The 15,620-nt window shown below is 65.0% G+C and carries 11 protein-coding genes; 3 read left to right on the top strand and 8 right to left on the bottom strand.

Going from position 1 to position 15,620, the window contains the following annotated elements; all coding sequences use genetic code 11:
• Positions 1 to 65: 65 nt before the first annotated feature.
• The 3 genes from R2834_08005 to R2834_07995 all read right to left on the bottom strand — a co-directional run bounded on the left by R2834_08005 (position 66) and on the right by R2834_07995 (position 3,235).
• On the bottom strand, positions 66 to 938 hold the full coding sequence (locus R2834_08005) for a TIM barrel protein (GenBank protein ID MEZ4700256.1): 873 nt from the start codon (positions 936 to 938) through the stop codon (positions 66 to 68).
• 77 nt (positions 939 to 1,015) lie between these two features.
• A complete protein-coding gene (locus tag R2834_08000; protein MEZ4700255.1) occupies positions 1,016 to 2,149 on the bottom strand; it encodes a redoxin domain-containing protein in 1,134 nt (377 codons plus the stop codon).
• 33 nt (positions 2,150 to 2,182) lie between these two features.
• Positions 2,183 to 3,235 (bottom strand): SMP-30/gluconolactonase/LRE family protein, encoded by a 1,053-nt coding sequence (locus tag R2834_07995; protein ID MEZ4700254.1) that lies wholly within the window; start codon positions 3,233 to 3,235, stop codon positions 2,183 to 2,185.
• A gap of 324 nt (positions 3,236 to 3,559) precedes the next feature.
• Between R2834_07995 and ilvD the strand changes: the two genes are divergently transcribed.
• Complete coding sequence (gene ilvD / locus R2834_07990) at positions 3,560 to 5,239, top strand: dihydroxy-acid dehydratase (GenBank protein ID MEZ4700253.1); 1,680 nt, start codon at positions 3,560 to 3,562, stop codon at positions 5,237 to 5,239.
• Between the two features lie 135 nt (positions 5,240 to 5,374).
• Positions 5,375 to 6,334 (top strand): hypothetical protein, encoded by a 960-nt coding sequence (locus tag R2834_07985; GenBank protein MEZ4700252.1) that lies wholly within the window; start codon positions 5,375 to 5,377, stop codon positions 6,332 to 6,334.
• 282 nt (positions 6,335 to 6,616) lie between these two features.
• Here the strand turns inward: R2834_07985 and R2834_07980 are convergent, their stop codons facing one another.
• Both R2834_07980 and R2834_07975 read right to left on the bottom strand, forming a co-directional pair.
• Positions 6,617 to 7,876, bottom strand: coding sequence for a hypothetical protein (locus tag R2834_07980; protein MEZ4700251.1), 1,260 nt, complete (start codon positions 7,874 to 7,876; stop codon positions 6,617 to 6,619).
• Positions 7,877 to 8,180: 304 nt separating this feature from the next.
• The gene (locus R2834_07975) at positions 8,181 to 10,352 is read right to left on the bottom strand and encodes a response regulator (protein MEZ4700250.1); all 2,172 of its coding nucleotides are present in this window, start codon (positions 10,350 to 10,352) and stop codon (positions 8,181 to 8,183) included.
• 154 nt (positions 10,353 to 10,506) lie between these two features.
• Between R2834_07975 and R2834_07970 the strand changes: the two genes are divergently transcribed.
• Positions 10,507 to 11,472, top strand: a complete 966-nt coding sequence (locus tag R2834_07970; GenBank protein MEZ4700249.1) for a Gfo/Idh/MocA family oxidoreductase — start codon at positions 10,507 to 10,509, stop codon at positions 11,470 to 11,472.
• 48 nt (positions 11,473 to 11,520) lie between these two features.
• Here R2834_07970 and R2834_07965 read toward each other — a convergent pair whose 3' ends face one another.
• The 3 genes from R2834_07965 to R2834_07955 form a co-directional block, all read right to left on the bottom strand.
• The gene (locus R2834_07965) at positions 11,521 to 12,987 is read right to left on the bottom strand and encodes a sulfatase (protein MEZ4700248.1); all 1,467 of its coding nucleotides are present in this window, start codon (positions 12,985 to 12,987) and stop codon (positions 11,521 to 11,523) included.
• A 417-nt stretch (positions 12,988 to 13,404) separates the two neighbouring features.
• Positions 13,405 to 14,328: a DUF1684 domain-containing protein gene (locus R2834_07960; GenBank protein MEZ4700247.1), complete on the bottom strand. Its 924-nt coding sequence runs from the start codon at positions 14,326 to 14,328 to the stop codon at positions 13,405 to 13,407.
• A gap of 15 nt (positions 14,329 to 14,343) precedes the next feature.
• Positions 14,344 to 15,528 (bottom strand): serine hydrolase domain-containing protein, encoded by a 1,185-nt coding sequence (locus tag R2834_07955; GenBank protein ID MEZ4700246.1) that lies wholly within the window; start codon positions 15,526 to 15,528, stop codon positions 14,344 to 14,346.
• Positions 15,529 to 15,620 lie beyond the last annotated feature (92 nt).

The following is a 15,620-nucleotide window of genomic DNA, read 5'->3' as shown; positions in this document are numbered from 1 at the left end:
CCCGCGCCGTTGCGCGGGATGACGCACCCCATCCCTACGTCAGGTCCAGGGATCCGGATCCCGAATCAGACATCGCAGACTTCGACGGCCTGCCGCAGCGAGGTCATCGGGTCGCGGGTCGGCACGAATTCGTGCGCGACGTAGCCTTCGTACCCGGTCTCGACGATGGCTCGCATGATCGCCGGGTAATAGATTTCCTGCGTATCGTCGAGCTCGTTGCGGCCCGGGTTGCCGGCCGTGTGGTAGTGGCCGAAATAGTCGTGATAGTCCTGGATATTGCGGATGATATCGCCTTCCATGATCTGCATGTGGTAGATATCGTACAGCAGCTTGAAGTGGTCCGACCCGACCATATCAACCAGCGCGACGCCCCATTCGGTGTGGTCGCACATGTAGTCCCGGTGGTTGACCTTGCTGTTGAGCAGTTCCATGCAGAGCAGGACGCCGCGTTTTTCGGCATGTCCCACGATCCGCTTGATGGCGGTGGCGCAGTTGCGCATGCCGACATAGTCGTCCATGCCGGCGCGGTTGCCCGAGAACATGATCAGCTTCTTGAAGCCGGCGTCGGCCACTTCATCGATGCGGGTCAGGTAGCCGGCGACGAGCTCGTCGTGCAGCTTCGGGTTGTTGATGTTTTCGCTGATCGAGCCGGGGCCGGTGGACATCTCGCAGGTCATCCCGAGTTCGAGCAGCGGCCCGAAGTCGCTGGGGGCGAGAATCTCGACCGACGTGATCCCCATCTCCTTCGCGTTTTTCGCGAGGTCCGCCACCGAGAAGTCCCGGAAGCACCACCGCGCCACCGAATGATTGATATTGCCCTTCAGGGTGAACGCCTTCTGGCGGTCGTATTCGGAGCTGAATCCGGTTGTGGAGACGATGGCAGCGGCGCCGGCGATTTTTTTTATGGCCGACCGGCGCGTGTGTGCATGGGCTTTCATGATAGCGTTGGCTGTCTGGATGTATCAGGGACTAATCAGTGTACGGGCTACACGGCAAAACATCAATCGTAGTATCATCAATCGTAGTAGCGACCGATCTGCTTCACGATCTCCCGCTTGAGTTCGAGCGGGTCGATCGTGCTCACCTGCCGGAACGCGACCTCCCCGCCCGGCTTGATCAGGATCGTGTACGGAATGGGTCCCTGCCACGCGGGATCGAGCGCCTCGATGAGGTCGTAGGCCTCTTCCTGGCCGAAGTAGTAGTTCTTCGTGGACACATGGTTGCGCTGCAGCGTCGCCAGCACGTCCGCCTCGACCCCCGGGCCGTCGATGCTGAGCGTGATCAGCTCGAACTTGCGCCCGCGGTACATGCGGTTGATGTCGACAAACTCCGGCATTTCGGTCACGCAGGGGCCGCACCAGGTGGCCCAGACGTTGATGACCCGCAGCTTGTCGGTGTCGTTCCGGGCCAGCTCCCGGACGCCTTCGATGTTGATGGGCTCGACGGATACCGGCTCCGCCTGCCACCGCGCCAGCGCGCGTTCCACCGAGCCGCTCTTGTCGGCCCATTTGACCGAGCAGCCGAATGTCTTGGTTGTCGCGTTGGGCACCGGCTTGCCGGCCAGCATCGCATCCAGCGCCTCGCGCAGATCGTGTTTCTTCGCCTTGCCGATGCGCTCTTCGTCGTCGATGCGGCCGACGTATTGGAGCGTACGGTTCTTGTCGAACAGGAAGGCGTGTGGCGTGGCGACCGGGCCGTAGGCCTTGGACACGGATTGCGTTTCGCCGTCGTACAGATACGGGAAGTTGTAGCCCTTGTCCTCGGCCCGCAGCTGCATTTCCTCGAAGGTATCGCTCAGGTCCGTGTACCCCAGCTCATCGAGACGCACCGCGGACGGGTCGTTCGGGGAGATGGCGACGACGGCGACACCCCGGCTGCCGTAGTCCGTCACGAGCGTCTTGATGCGATCCTCGTACGCCTGGGCCGTCGGGCAATGGTTGCACGTAAAGATGACCAGCAGCAGCTCGGCGCTCCGGAAGCTGTCCAGCGTGTAGGTCTTGCCGTCCACGCCGGGGAGGCTGAACGGTGGCGCCGCCTGCCCCACTTCCAGGGTTTTGTAGTCGTCGCGCGGCGCCGTGGCGCCCAGGGATACGAACAGGAAAAGCGCTACCGCCAGCACGGCGGGCAGGGTGTTGCGGGATGCGCGCATAGGGCGTTCCGGTTGAGGTGTCAGGTCGTGCGATTAAAAACCGATCCCTTTCGTGCTCGTGCGCACGCGGAGCAGCAGCATGTCGGCCGTGATGAAAAGCTCCGAGCCGTTCGCGCCGCCGAACGTCGCGTTCGCGGTGGCCTGGCCGGTGAGAATGGTGCCGAGGTATTCGCCGGCGGGCGTCAGCACGAGCACGCCGCCCGGTCCCGACGTAAAGATGTTGCCGGCGGCATCGACCACGAAACCGTCGAATCCGCCCCGGCGGCCGGTCTGCGCGTTCAGCTCCGTGGCGTCGAAAAAGACGCGTCCGTTGGCGATCGACCCGTCCGCCTGGATGTCGTAGGCGCGGATCACGGGTTCCTGTCCGTTGGACTGGGCGACGTAGAGGATCGACTGGTCCGGCGAGAGCCCGATGCCGTTCGGGTTTTTGAACTCCTTCGTGAGAAGGGTCAGCTTGCCGGCGGGCGTGAGGTGATAGACGCCGTTGAAGTCGAGTTCGCGGTCCGGGCTTTTCTCCCACCCTTCCAGCCCGTACGACGGGTCGGTGAAGTAGATGTCGCCGTTGCCGCGAAGCACGAGGTCGTTCGGGCTGTTCAGGCGCTTGCCCTGGTAGCGATCGACGAGCACCGTCCACGTGTAATTATCCTGGTTGAGCCGCGTGATGCCGCGGAAACCGTGATTCGACGCCAGGAGATTGCCGCTCGCGTCCAGGAAAAGCCCGTTGGTCCCCAGTTCCTTGCCCTGCGGGTTGTCCCGGTTGTAGCCGGCCGGCCGCAAAAACACGCCCAGCCCGTCCGATTCGCTCCAGCTGTGGATCGTATTGCGCGGGATGTCCGAAAACAGCACCGCGTTCATCGACGGCACCCAGACGGGGCCTTCCGACCAGTCGAAGCCCTCTTCGAGCACTTCGACCTCCGCGCCGACAGGGATCAGGGCGTCGATGCGCGGATCCGCGCGTTCGATGCTGCCTACGGTTTTCGGGGGCAGGGCCTGGGCCTGCGCCGCTTCGGGCATATCCTGCATGGTCGGCTGGCAGCCGGCCGCGAGAACGAACGAGAGGAGGACGAGAAGGCGCGTCGTTTTCATGCCAGTGGGGTGGATTCCGTTCAGGGTGGGCATTGATAAGATCAATCGAATATAAAAAAAGCTGGTATCAAATGGATAGATGAATATTCCCTGAGCCTGTACTCTAATTCGGCGCCATCGTGTAGTTTGACGGGCCAGGGCAATCGTATTCTCTCCAGGCGCGAGCAACTCCCTGTGTGGATGGATGGGAGTGTGGGTGTTTACCCGGAAGTAATCACCCCCAAACTCCCACACGATCCGCTCTTCTTGTCGCGAATGCGATTTCCCTGTTTGACAGGCCATCCCGTTTTGCATTTTGAAATTTACATTTTGCCATCCCTGCCCATGCCTGATCTGAACCGCTACAGCAAGACCATCACCGAACCGAAGTCCCAGGGCGCCTCGCAGGCCATGCTCTACGCCACGGGGCTGAAAGAGTCCGACATGAAAAAAGCCCAGGTGGGCATCGCGTCGGTCTGGTTCGAAGGCAACCCCTGCAACATGCACCTGTTGGACCTCGCCGGCGCGGTGCGGGAAGGGGTCGAGGCCGCCGGCCTGATCGGCATGCGGTTCAACACCGTCGGGGTGTCGGACGGGATCTCGATGGGGACGGACGGGATGTCCTACAGCCTCCAGTCGCGCGACCTCATCGCCGATTCGATCGAGACGATCATGGGCGGCCAGTGGTACGATGCGCTGATCACGATTCCGGGGTGCGACAAGAACATGCCGGGCTGCGTCATGGCCATGGGCCGGCTCGACCGCCCCGCGCTCATGATCTACGGCGGCACCATCCAGCCCGGTTTCTCCAAAAAAGGAGACAAGCTGGATATCGTGAGCGCGTTCCAGAGCTACGGGGAATTCCTCGCCGGCAAGATCGACGAGGGCGAACGCCAGCAGATCGTCCGCTGCTCCATCCCGGGCCCGGGCGCCTGCGGCGGGATGTACACGGCCAACACGATGGCCTCCGCTATCGAGGCGATGGGCCTGAGCCTGCCGTTCAGTTCGAGCCTGCCCGCCATCGATCCCCGAAAAAAAGACGAATGCCGCGCGGCCGGCGAGGCCATCAAGGCGATGCTCGAACAGGGTCTGACGCCCCGCAAGATCGTCAGCCGCGCCTCGTTCGAGAACGCGATGCGGGTCGTGCTCGTCCTCGGCGGGTCGACCAACGCCGTCCTGCACCTCCTCGCGATGGCGCGCTCGTTCGACATCGCGTGGACGCTGGAGGACATGCAGCGCCTGTCCGACGAAACGCCCTTCCTGGCGGACCTCAAGCCGAGCGGCAAATACGTCATGCAGGACCTGAACGACATCGGCGGGGTGCCGGCGGTGATGAAGATGCTGCTGGCAGAGGGGATGCTCCACGGCGACGCGATGACGGTCACCGGCAAGACGATCGGCGAAAACCTGGAAGCCGCCGCCCCACTGCCCGCCGGCCAGCCGATCATCCGCTCGCTCGACAACCCGATCAAGGCCAACGGCCACATCTATATCCTCCGCGGCAACCTCGCGCCCGGCGGCGCCGTCGGCAAGATCACGGGCAAGGAAGGCCTCGTTTTCTCCGGCCCGGCGCGCGTGTTCGACCGCGAGGAGGCGATGCTGCGCGGGCTGGAAAACGGCGTGATCAAGGCCGGCGACGTCGTGGTCATTCGCTACGAAGGGCCGAAAGGCGGACCGGGCATGCCCGAGATGCTCACGCCGACATCCGCCCTGATGGGGGCCGGCCTGGGCAGCAGCGTCGCCCTCATCACCGACGGCCGGTTCAGCGGCGGCAGCCACGGCTTCATCATCGGCCACGTGGTGCCGGAAGCCCAGGAAGGCGGCCCCATCGCCCTGCTGCGCGACGGCGACCTCATCACGATCGACGCCGACGGCAAGTCGATCTCGGTGGCGGTGTCCGATGCGGAGATGACGGGCCGGCGCGCCGGATGGTCGGCCCCTCCGCTGCCGGCCACACGCGGCACGCTCTACAAATACATCAAGAACGTGAGCGACGCCTCCCATGGGTGCGTGACGGACGAATAAGGGGCGCAGGTCCGGCCTGGCCTCCCCCTATCGTGGCAGGGGGTCATGTAGGGACTGGCCTCGCAACATTGCGGGTCGGGGGCGCCGTATATTCCGCGGTCGCCCCATTTCGCTCAAGCGTTTGACCCTGATCCGATGAACATCGCTCTGCGAACGTCCACGCAATCGCTGTCCGCCGGCTGGCGGCTCGCGCAGGGGCTCGGTCTGGTCGTGACGGGCATGCTGGTGGTGGGCCTGTTCACGTCGCCCGCGCTGGCGCTCGGGATTTTATGGAACGTGCTGATCCCGATCCTGCCTGCCACCTTTCTGCTCTCTCCCCTCATCTGGCGCGCGTTGTGCCCGCTCGCGACGCTCAATATGCTTCCCAACGGCCTGGCGGCCTCCCGCGTGATGCCGGCGCATCTGCAGCGGATGCTGGGGGCGACGGGAATCGTCCTGCTGCTCGTTCTGGTCCCGGCGCGGCGTTTTCTCTTCAACGAGCACGGCGACGCGCTCGGCATCGTCATCCTGGTCGTCGGCCTGGTGGCCTTGTTGCTCGGCGCGTTTTATCAGCAGAAGGCCGGCTTTTGCAACACGTTCTGCCCGGTGCTCCCGGTCGAGAAACTGTACGGACAGCACCCCCTGATCGCGATGAAAGACACGCGCTGCGCGTCGTGCGTGCGCTGCGTCCCGAAGGGCTGCCTGGACGTCGCCCCGCGCAAAGCCTTGCAGCAGGCTATCGGGGCGCACGGCCGCGCCACACGCTGGATCGCGTCACCCTACGGCGTCTTCGCCGGCGCCTTTCCCGGGTTCGTGCTGGGCTACTTCCTGACGGAGAACGGACCCATCGGCGCTGCGCCGGCGGTGTATTTCGACGTGCTGGGCGCGGCGGCCGCCAGCTACGTGGTCACCGCGGCCATCTACGGGATGTTCAAGGTGTCCGCCTCCCGGATGCTCACCGGGCTGGCCGCTGCCGCAGCCGGCATCTACTACTGGTACGCCGCGCCCGCCACCGCCGCCTTCCTGTCGCTCCCCGTCGAAGCCGGCGTCGGTCTCCGCGTCGCCCTCCTCGGCCTCGTGGCGTACTGGACCTGGCGCGCCTTCACGCGGCGCTAAACACGTCCAGGCCGCGCCTGAAACACCGTTCGGGACTTGCCCGAGCGTCGCTCGAACCCCAGATACAGCGTTGGATCCTGAATCCCGTTCAGGATACGTTTCTGTCTGAAAGATTTTTCAGACAGAACCAAATAACCCCCAGAACCAGGGCAATCGCATCCTTGCCGTGGCCATGAGAAGCGTATGGGAGTTTGGGTGCATGGGGGCATTTTTACCGCAAAACCTCCCATACTCCCAGACCGGGAGATGCTCACGTTTGAAGAGCATGCGATGGCCCTGCCCCTAGAACGACGCCGGCACGACGGGCTGCGTCCAGGCCGTCTCGGTCTCGCCGGCCCGGTACGGATTGGTCTTCGGCTTCGACGACACCACGCGAGCGCGGACGTACAACTCGTTGCCGGTGAAGGTATAATGCGGCGTCAGCTCTGTTGACTGCCCGAGCAATTGCCCGATCTCGTTGCTGTAGCGACGCGTCACGTAGGCTCCGTCGGGGAGTTGTACCGGGGCACTGGTCGTATCGTGGGCGACCGGCGTGCCGTAGAAATAGGTCGTGTACGTCACACCCGCCTCGGGCCGGATGTCGATCGAGAGGCCGCGCCGGTCCGCGCGGACCTCGTTCAGCAGGACGCCCGTCGTGCCGTAAAACGCGCCGGCTTCCATCGCGTCGACGAGCGCCTCGGCCGACAGGGTATCCGCCTTCACCATCACCCACGCGCGACCCGGATTGCTGTTTTCCGGGCCCATCTCCAGATAATTGTGGCTGTCGTCCACCGCCATGCCCAGCATGAGCGGATCGCCGTTCAGGAGCCGGCGGGTGTTGATGATGTCCCACATCCGCTCCGTGCCCGGTCGCAGCGAGTCGCCTTCGTTATGGACGGCCGGATGGCCGTTGTACACCTCGAAGAAGCGTTCGCCGTGCAGCGTCAGCAGGTCTTCCGCCGTCATCGCCCAGCCAAAATTCGGGTGGTTGATATGGGGAAACATGGGGACGCCGGTCGAGTCCCGCTGCCGGCGTACGGCGTCGACGTTGCGCTGCATCACCTGGCGCAACGATCCGCCGCGCTGCGGCGCGATGCGCGTGTGGATGTTGGTGACGTTGATATGGACGGGTTTCCCGTCATACCCGTCGGTCAGCTCTTCCGACTTGATGACCAGAAAGCTGTCCGCCGCCTCGAAAAGCGGCCGGTATTCCGCCAGCGTGCGCAGCCGGGCAAACAGCGTGTCGCCGCTCGTCCGCTGCTCGACCCAGGTGTCGCCGTACGCCGCGAGGTACCGGTCGAATGCCGGCCGCCCCCCACGGCTGGCGTCCACATCGATCCAGCGTTCCCCCTCCGCAATCACGTTATGGTCGGACAGGGCGATGAAGTCGTAATCGCGATCCCGATACCAGCCTACGATCATCTCGGGATAGTCGTCGCCGTCGCTCCACAACGAATGCGTGTGGAGGTTGCCTTTCCACCAGCGGGTCGGTTCTTCGGTCGCACAACGCGTCAGCGAGGCTCCCAGGATCGCCAGCAGCAGCGTTGCAGCACGGATGGACATGGGTCGCACGTTTTTTTGACAGGAATTCCCCTACAGGCCAAACCAGCATAAGACGGCAGGCCTCGCCCAGTATACGCACTTTATTTCAACCACATATAACCGAATCGTAAGCGCAGCTCCCCGGCGCGGTTCGACGCCTGATTTCATATCCCCCCAGCGTTCCCCCGGGAGATTCATCCCATGACGACGAAACGATCCTCCGTGCGCCTCCTCCAGTATCTGGTCCTTGTCGACGCCGCGCTGGCGCTGGCAACCCTCATGCTCTGGTTCACGGCCTAAACGCCGGCGGCGACCGACTGCGCGATCAATCCGCCGCCTCGTTGGCTTCGCGGGTCGGAGCCGAACCGAACGCCTCCCGGTAGCATTTCGTGAAATACGACGGCGAGGCGAAGCCCACGGCATACGCCACTTCCGATACCGTGCCGGCGCCCTGCGCGAGCAGGTCGCGCGCCCGTTCGAGCCGGTACGTGCGCAGGGCGGCATTCGGAGACTGGCCCGTCAGCATCGTGATCTTGCGCTGGAGTTGACGGACGCTCATCCCCATCGCATCGGCGAGATCGCCCACGGAAAGCTCCGACTCGGCGATGCGCGCATCCAGCACCTCACGCCAGCGATCGAGAAAGGCGCGCTCGGCCGAAGGGACCTCGATATGCGAGGGGCCGATCGTGAGATGTTCGCTGAAGGTCGACCGCAGCCGGCGGTACCGGGCAACGACCCCGTTGACCCGCGCCCGCAGCGACGTCGCATCAAACGGCTTGACGAGATAGTCGTCGAACCCGGCCTCGAAGCCGGCGCGTTCGCTCGCCGCATCCGCCCGGGCCGTGAGCGCCAGGATCGGGACATGATCCAGCACCTCGTCCTCCCGCAGTGCGCGGCACAGGGCCATGCCGTCGATGCCAGGCATCATGAGGTCGGTGACGATGACGTCGGGCACGAGCCGGCGGGCGAGTTCGAGCCCGCCCGCCCCGTCTCCAGCCTCCGCGACGGTCCAGTCCGCCTCCAGACACTGACGCACGTAGGCGCGCACGTCCGCATTGTCTTCGACGACCAGGGCGACGCCCTGCTTCGTTCCGGCGCGCGGGGTGTCCTCCGCTCCCGTCGTTTCGTCCGGCATGGGGGCCGCGGCGACGGGCCGGCCGCCGGCCGCCTCGGGCTCGCCTTCGAGGCGCACGGGGAGCCGGACCGTGAACACGCTGCCGAACCCGACCGTGCTCTCCGCCGCGATCGTCCCGTGCAGGCGTTCCACGAGGGCGCGCGTGGGGGCCAGGCCGATACCTGCGCCCGGATGGGTCGCGGCGGCGTGTTCGACGCGGTGGAACCGGTCGAAGATGTGCGGGAGGTCGGCCTCGGGGATGCCGGCCCCGGAGTCGCGCACCTCCACGACGAACGCCGCCCCCTCCTGCGCGAGGCGGAGGCGGATCGTCCCGCCGGCCGGCGTGTAGTGGATGGCGTTGGCCAGGAGGTTCGACACGATCACATCGAGCTTTTCGGCGTCGAAGACACCGGGGAGTTCGGACGCGTTCGCATCGAACGTCAGCGTCAATCCGCCGCGTTCGGCCATTGGCGCGAAGCTGCGCGTCAGGTCGCGCAGGTGCGCGACGAGGTCTGCCTCGCGCACGCGCACCGGCATCCGGCCGGCGTCGAGCCGGGAGAGGTCGAGCAGCTGGTTCATCAGCCCGAGCAACCGTTTCCCGTTGCGCCTCATCGTCTCGAGCAAGGATCGGGTATCGGCGGGCAGCTCCGTCCGGGCGAGCAGGTCGTCCAGCGGGCCGAGGATCAGGGTGAGGGGGGTGCGGATTTCGTGGGAGATGTTCGAGAAAAAGCGAGTCTTCACGTCGAGCAGGTCGGCTTTTTCACGGCGCTCGGCGTCGAGCAGGCGCATCTGCCAGAAGTCGCGGCGGGCGTACGTTTCCATCGCGTAGCCGGCCGTCATGCCGATCAGGTTGGCGGCCAGCAGGAAGAGGGCGCTCCCGACCCGGGTGTCGAACGGCAGCTGCTCCTTGAGGTAGATGATGAGCAGATACACCAGCAGCAGCGCGAACCCGACGAGCGTGGCGGGTGCGAAGCGGATGCGCATCAGCACATACCCCGGCAGCACGAGGAGCACCGGGCCGTCGATGTAGGCCCGGGGCGAGGTATCGAGCAGGATCATCGCCATCAGCCCGGCGCCGGCGAGAAACAGCACGGCACTGAGGATCTCCTGCATCCAGCGGATAAAAAAGGGCCTGTACGAGGCGAAGTAGACGCCGGCGGCCAGCACGCACACGCCCAGCCGGATCCCCCAGATCCCCCACAACGCGTTCGTCGCCTGCACCCAGTCGAGGTAGGCGAAGAGGGGTCCGTACACGAACGCACCGATCAACAGGGCCACGCGCACTTCGCCGAGCGACTGCCGGGCATAGTCGTCCCGAAACGCAGCCTCGAGGTCAGGGTCGGCGAAGCGCCGGGACAGGGTATGTCGGGTTGGAAAGGTCAAGAGCGCGGCAATGCGGGTAATCCGGATGTGCGCGAAATATAGCGCGCAACGTACCAACCATGAACCGTGGTCTTCGATCCGATTCCGCCTTGTTGCATGCGATTCGTTGCAGTATCATGCGATGACTCCCATCAACCCACCGCCGGATGCTGCTATGTCGATTCTGAACTGGGGCCTTCTGGGCACGGCCCGTATCAACCGTTCCATCATTCCTCCCCTCCGACTCTCCACCCGGAATACGCTGCGCGGCGTGGCGAGCCGGGACCTCGCGCGGGCCCAGGCGTACGCCGACGAATGGCAGATCCCGCAGGCGTACGGAAGCTACGAGGCGATGCTGGACGACCCCGACATCGACGTCGTCTACATCCCGCTCCCGAACCGGTTGCACGCCGAATGGGTCATCCAGGCGGCCCAGGCGGGCAAACACATCCTCTGCGAAAAGCCGCTCGCCCTCACCGTCGAGGAAATCGACGCCATGAGCGATGCCGCGCAGGCGGCCGGCGTGATCCTGGCCGAGGGATTCATGTATCGTCACCACATGCGGACGCTCCAGCTCAAGAAGCTGGTCGACAAGGGCGCCATCGGCGAGGTGCACACGATCCGCGGGGCGTTCACGTTTCCGCTCAACCGGCCGAACGACGTGCGCTGGAACCCCGAACTGGGCGGTGGCAGCCTCTGGGATGTCGGATGCTACCCGCTGAGCTTCGCCCGCTTCATGCTGGGGAGCGAGCCCGAAGAAATCATCGGCCGGCAGGTGCTGGGCGATTCCGGGATCGACGTATCGTTCGCCGCGATGCTCCGCTTCCCGGGCGACGTGCTCGTGCAGTTCGATTGCGGCTTCCGGACGCAGTTTCGAATGGAGATGGAGATCGCCGGCAGCGACGGCCGGCTTTTCGTGCCGATGGCCTTCAAACCCGAGCGGCAGAGCCATATCTACCTGACCAACGGCAACGACGAACTCCGCATCCAGGTCGACGGCAACCACCTGTACCTCGACGAAATCGAGGACCTCACCGACGCCGTGCTCGAAGGCAAGCCGCCCCGCGTGTCGATCGAGGAAAGCCGCGGCAACGTGGCGGCCATCCTGGCCCTCTATGAATCCGCCCGGTACGCCGGCTGACGCACGGGCTGGCGTTACGAAGGTCCGGCGCCGGGTCTCAGCCGTGTCTCATGGCCCGTCCTGCGACGCCAGACTGTCCGGCATGGCCTGCGGGGGCTGCGCACCGACGCCGGCGAGCCAGTCCTGCAGCATCCGGTCCATCGCGGCCACCCGCTCCGGCTGCACGGCCGCGAGGTCCGTCGACTCGCCGATATCCAGATCCAGGTTGTACAGTTCGCGTCGGCCGTCTTCCAGGTAGGCGAAGAGCTTGTACGGCCCCTGACGCACGGCCGCAGTCGGCCGGCTGCCCGACGTGTGGTAGTGCGGGTAGTACCAGAATAGCGGGCGTTCGGGGAGGTCGCCTCCCTGCAGCGCCGGCCATAGGCTGACGCCGTCGACCGCGCGGTTCTCGCGGATGCCGGCCATATCCAGCAGCGTCGGATAGAAGTCCGTGCTCATTGCCGGCGTGGCGAGGCGGGCCGGCGTTACCTGACCCGGCCAGCGCACCAGCAGCGGCACCCGGATGCCGCCTTCGTAAAGCCACCCCTTCCCCCAGCGCAGCGGTTTGTTGGACGTCGGCGGGTTCACGACCGTCGCCAGCCCGCCGTTGTCCGACGTGAACACCACGATCGTATCGTCCGTCAACCCGTTGCGGTCCAGCGCGTCCAGGACGACGCCGACGGCCGTATCCATCGACTCGACCATCGCGGCGTAGGTGGGGTGATCCTGGACTTCCCGAAGCCGGCGCCGTCCTTCGAGCGGCGAGAACCGTTCGTCGTCGGTGATGGCCGGCTGGCGGCCCTTGTATTTCTCGATGAGTTCGGGCTTTCCCTCGAGCGGGGTATGGACCTCATAAAACGCGAGGTGCAGGAAAAACGGCTGCTCGGCGTGCTGCTCGATATAGCCTACCGCTTCCTGGGCGAGCCGATCGGGCAGATATTCGCCCTCGTGGCCGCCGAGGCGGAGGTCGTCCAGGACGTAATCCCCCCTTTCATAGGGATAAAAATAGGTCGGCGGCTGCCCCCGGTCGTTGCCGGCGATGTTGACGTCGTACCCCTGGTCGGTGGGCAGATGCCCCTTGCCGCCGAGATGCCACTTGCCGATGTGGGCGGTGGCGTAGCCGGCGTCGCGGAACGCCTCGGCCAGGGTCCGTTCCCCGAGGGGCAGCTCGTCGCGGTCCTGCACCTGCATAAACGTCCGCCCGGGCACGTCGCCCTCGCCCGGAATCCAATCCGTGATATGCAGCCGCGCCGGGTACCGCCCGGTCTGGATGCTCGCGCGCGTCGGCGAGCAGACGCCGGAGGCGGCATACGCCTGGGTGAACAGCGCGCCCTGACGGGCCAGCCGATCGATGTGCGGCGTCTCGTAAAACGAGCTCCCCTGCACCCCCAGATCCATCCACCCGAGGTCGTCGATGAGGATAAACACCACATTGGGCGGCCGCGGCGTCTGCGCGCAGCCGGCAAGGAAGAGGCTGAGCGCAGCCCAGCAAAACAGGATGAATAGGCGGGCTATCGGGCGTCGGTCACGGGGCATCGGGCGCGGGGTACGGGGCGTTGGACATCGGTCACGGGTCATCGGTCACTGGACATTGGGCAGCGGACGGGGTCGGTCACTGGACATTGGTCATTGATGCCAATACGTAGTTGAATTAGGGCAAAATGTCCCAAAATAATGTCATCTCGACCGAAGACGCCGGCTTGCCGGCATTGGAGCGGAGAGACCTCCTTAACATGGGCTTTTGAATGTCATTTGGAGATCACGACGCTGCCGCATCCTCAAAGGCGCAGTGCTTGGCATAAGGAGGTCTCTTCGCTTCCCCCCGCGTACGCGGGGGTTTCGGTCGAGATGACATTTCTTTTTGCTGAACGTTTCAACGGCTGATTCGCATCATTGGGCGCTGGACAACCCTCGGGCAATTTGCGATCTGCAATTTGCGTTCTGCGATCATCCTCACTCATACTTCTTCTCGCCCGCATACACCCCGATCGGCATGCGATTTTGCGGGAGGGGCTGGGGGCAGGTGGAGTAGGGCGTGAAGGCGCACGGCGGGTTGTAGGCGCGGTTGAAATCGATGACGGTCTCGCCGGATTCGTCGGCCGGCATGTCGACGTACAGGAAGCGTCCTCCCTCGTAGGTCGTGTCGCCGTTCGACTTGTCGGCGAAAACGACCCAGAGGCTTTTTCCCTCGTGGCGTTCGAACGGGAGGAGTTCGAAGGACTGGTCGCCGATCTCGAACTGGAGGACGCCGGGGACGTTTTCGGTGCGTGTCGTCCCCAGGATCGTCGGGTATTCCATCGGCTGGGGCGCGTTGAAGGGGATGAAGCGGGCTTCGATCCGCCACGCGCTGTCGAACGCGTACGCCGGAATGCCGGCAAACGCGCGCCAGGTGGCGCTTTCGAGATCCTTGACGCGTACGCCGAGCCGGCCGTCGCGCGCGATGATCCACCACTGGAGCGAGCCGAAGGTCAGCGTCGTCGCGTAGTTCTCGTCGCTGCCGGCGTCGTTTTGCATGTCGACGCGTTCCACGGCCACGCCGTCGAGCGTGACGTTGACGCCGGGCTCGGCCACGAACGACACCTGTTCGCCGTTGCGGACGAACCGACCGAGCCTTGCCGGTGCCTGGACGTCGCGCAGCCGCAGGTCCACCCCCGTTCCGGCGCCGAAGCTCGTCTCACCCTCGGGAAGCCAGTACAGGCCGGCGAGGGCGAGCCAGCTCGTATCCAGTTCGCGCATCTCCGCCTCGCGCTCCAGCTGCCAGGCGCGATGCGCCTCGGCCAGTTCGTTGAGCTGCAGCATGTGGTTGCCGTACACGCCGATGGTCAGGACGGCGGCGACGAGCACGAGAACGATCACGTGGTTGCGGGCGTGAATCATAATCGACTTCGGGGATTATCGATCGGAGGACGAGGGCGACGCCTCGGGTGGGTACTTGCGCATCAGCGCCATGGCCTCGTCGGCCAGGCGGATCAGGTAGGGGTGGGCGCGATGGCCGTTGGTGAGGATGGCGAACCCGATGCGGCGGTCGCGGTTTCCCTGCAAAAATGCCGTGTACCCCGGGACGCTCCCGCTGTGCGCGAAATACGTCTCGCCATCGCGCCGGTCGGTCCACCACGTCAGTCCGTAGCCGGCTTCGGCGGTGCCCCACAGCTCGGCGACCGGCCCTTTGAACCGGTCGTACTGCCGCGTCATCATTTCGTCGAGGGACTTTTTGGCGATGATCTGCCGGCCCTTGTAGACCCCGTCGTTCAGGTTGGCGATGAGCCAGTGGGCCTGATCGACCACCGTGCCGTAGACGATGCCGGCCGGCCAGACCGACGCCTTCAGCCGCGTTGTCGGCGCCGGACGGTTCGTGGATTCGTCGATCTCGTACGGAATCGCGAGCCGCTCGGTCATCTCGGGCGTGGGGATAAAGGCCGTGCTCGTCATCTCCAGGGGGTCGAAGATCCGCTGCTGCATGTACGCGCCGTAGGGCATGCGGGCCTGTTTCTCGATGATGTAGGCGACGAGCGAATAGGCCAGGTTGGAGTATTCGACCCGCGTGAGCGGCGGCGCCTCGACGGCCAGGGCCGTCTTCAGATAGTCCTCCAGCGCCGGCGGAGCCGTATCGCCCCACACCGGGTAGCCGTCGAACGCAACCGGCAGACCGGAGGTATGCGTCAGCAGATGCCGGAAGGTGACCGGGTTCTTGAAGTCCTCGCCAGCGATTTCGAGCGGCTCGATGTAGCTGCGCACGGGGTCGTCGAGCGAAAACGCGCCGGCGTCGCGCAGCTGCAACAGGGCGGCGGTGGACAGGCCCTTGAACGTCGACCCGATGAGGTATACCGTGCTCGGCACCGCCGGCGTGCGCGCCCACAGGTTGCTGTAGCCGTACGCCCCCGTCCACAGGATGCGATCCCCCTCGACGAGCGCGATCGTGGCGGACGGAATCTGCCCGTCGATCAGGGCCTGCTCGATCAGGGGCTCCAGTTCGGCGACGATCTGCTGTACACGCGTGCCGAGCAGCGGCGCCTGCGCGGCCGCCGGCAACGCCATACCGAACACCAGAAGATACCGGAGTAGATTTCGAACGAACATAGACGTGGGAATGGCGTTCCTGTGCGCGGTGAATCGACCGATGGTGAGCCTCTATCCCTTCCCGGGAAGACCGCTCCGCCTCGCGTCGCTGC

Source organism: Rhodothermales bacterium, from assembly GCA_041391505.1.
Lineage (GTDB): Bacteria > Bacteroidota > Rhodothermia > Rhodothermales > JAHQVL01 > JAWKNW01.
Note: the sequence above shows the minus strand (reverse complement) of the source record. Positions and strands in the feature narration are given on the sequence as shown.

Bases quoted from the DNA above. Each gene is read 5' to 3' on its own strand.
- R2834_08005 (MEZ4700256.1), bottom strand. From the start codon at position 938: ATGAAAGCCCATGCACACACGCGCCGGTCGGCCATAAAAAAAATCGCC.
- ilvD (MEZ4700253.1), top strand. From the start codon at position 3,560: ATGCCTGATCTGAACCGCTACAGCAAGACCATCACCGAACCGAAGTCC.
- R2834_07995 (MEZ4700254.1), bottom strand. From the start codon at position 3,235: ATGAAAACGACGCGCCTTCTCGTCCTCCTCTCGTTCGTTCTCGCGGCC.
- R2834_07985 (MEZ4700252.1), top strand. From the start codon at position 5,375: ATGAACATCGCTCTGCGAACGTCCACGCAATCGCTGTCCGCCGGCTGG.
- R2834_07960 (MEZ4700247.1), bottom strand. From the start codon at position 14,328: ATGATTCACGCCCGCAACCACGTGATCGTTCTCGTGCTCGTCGCCGCC.
- R2834_07955 (MEZ4700246.1), bottom strand. From the start codon at position 15,528: ATGTTCGTTCGAAATCTACTCCGGTATCTTCTGGTGTTCGGTATGGCG.
- R2834_07965 (MEZ4700248.1), bottom strand. From the start codon at position 12,987: ATGCCCCGTGACCGACGCCCGATAGCCCGCCTATTCATCCTGTTTTGC.
- R2834_07980 (MEZ4700251.1), bottom strand. From the start codon at position 7,876: ATGTCCATCCGTGCTGCAACGCTGCTGCTGGCGATCCTGGGAGCCTCG.
- R2834_08000 (MEZ4700255.1), bottom strand. From the start codon at position 2,149: ATGCGCGCATCCCGCAACACCCTGCCCGCCGTGCTGGCGGTAGCGCTT.
- R2834_07970 (MEZ4700249.1), top strand. From the start codon at position 10,507: ATGTCGATTCTGAACTGGGGCCTTCTGGGCACGGCCCGTATCAACCGT.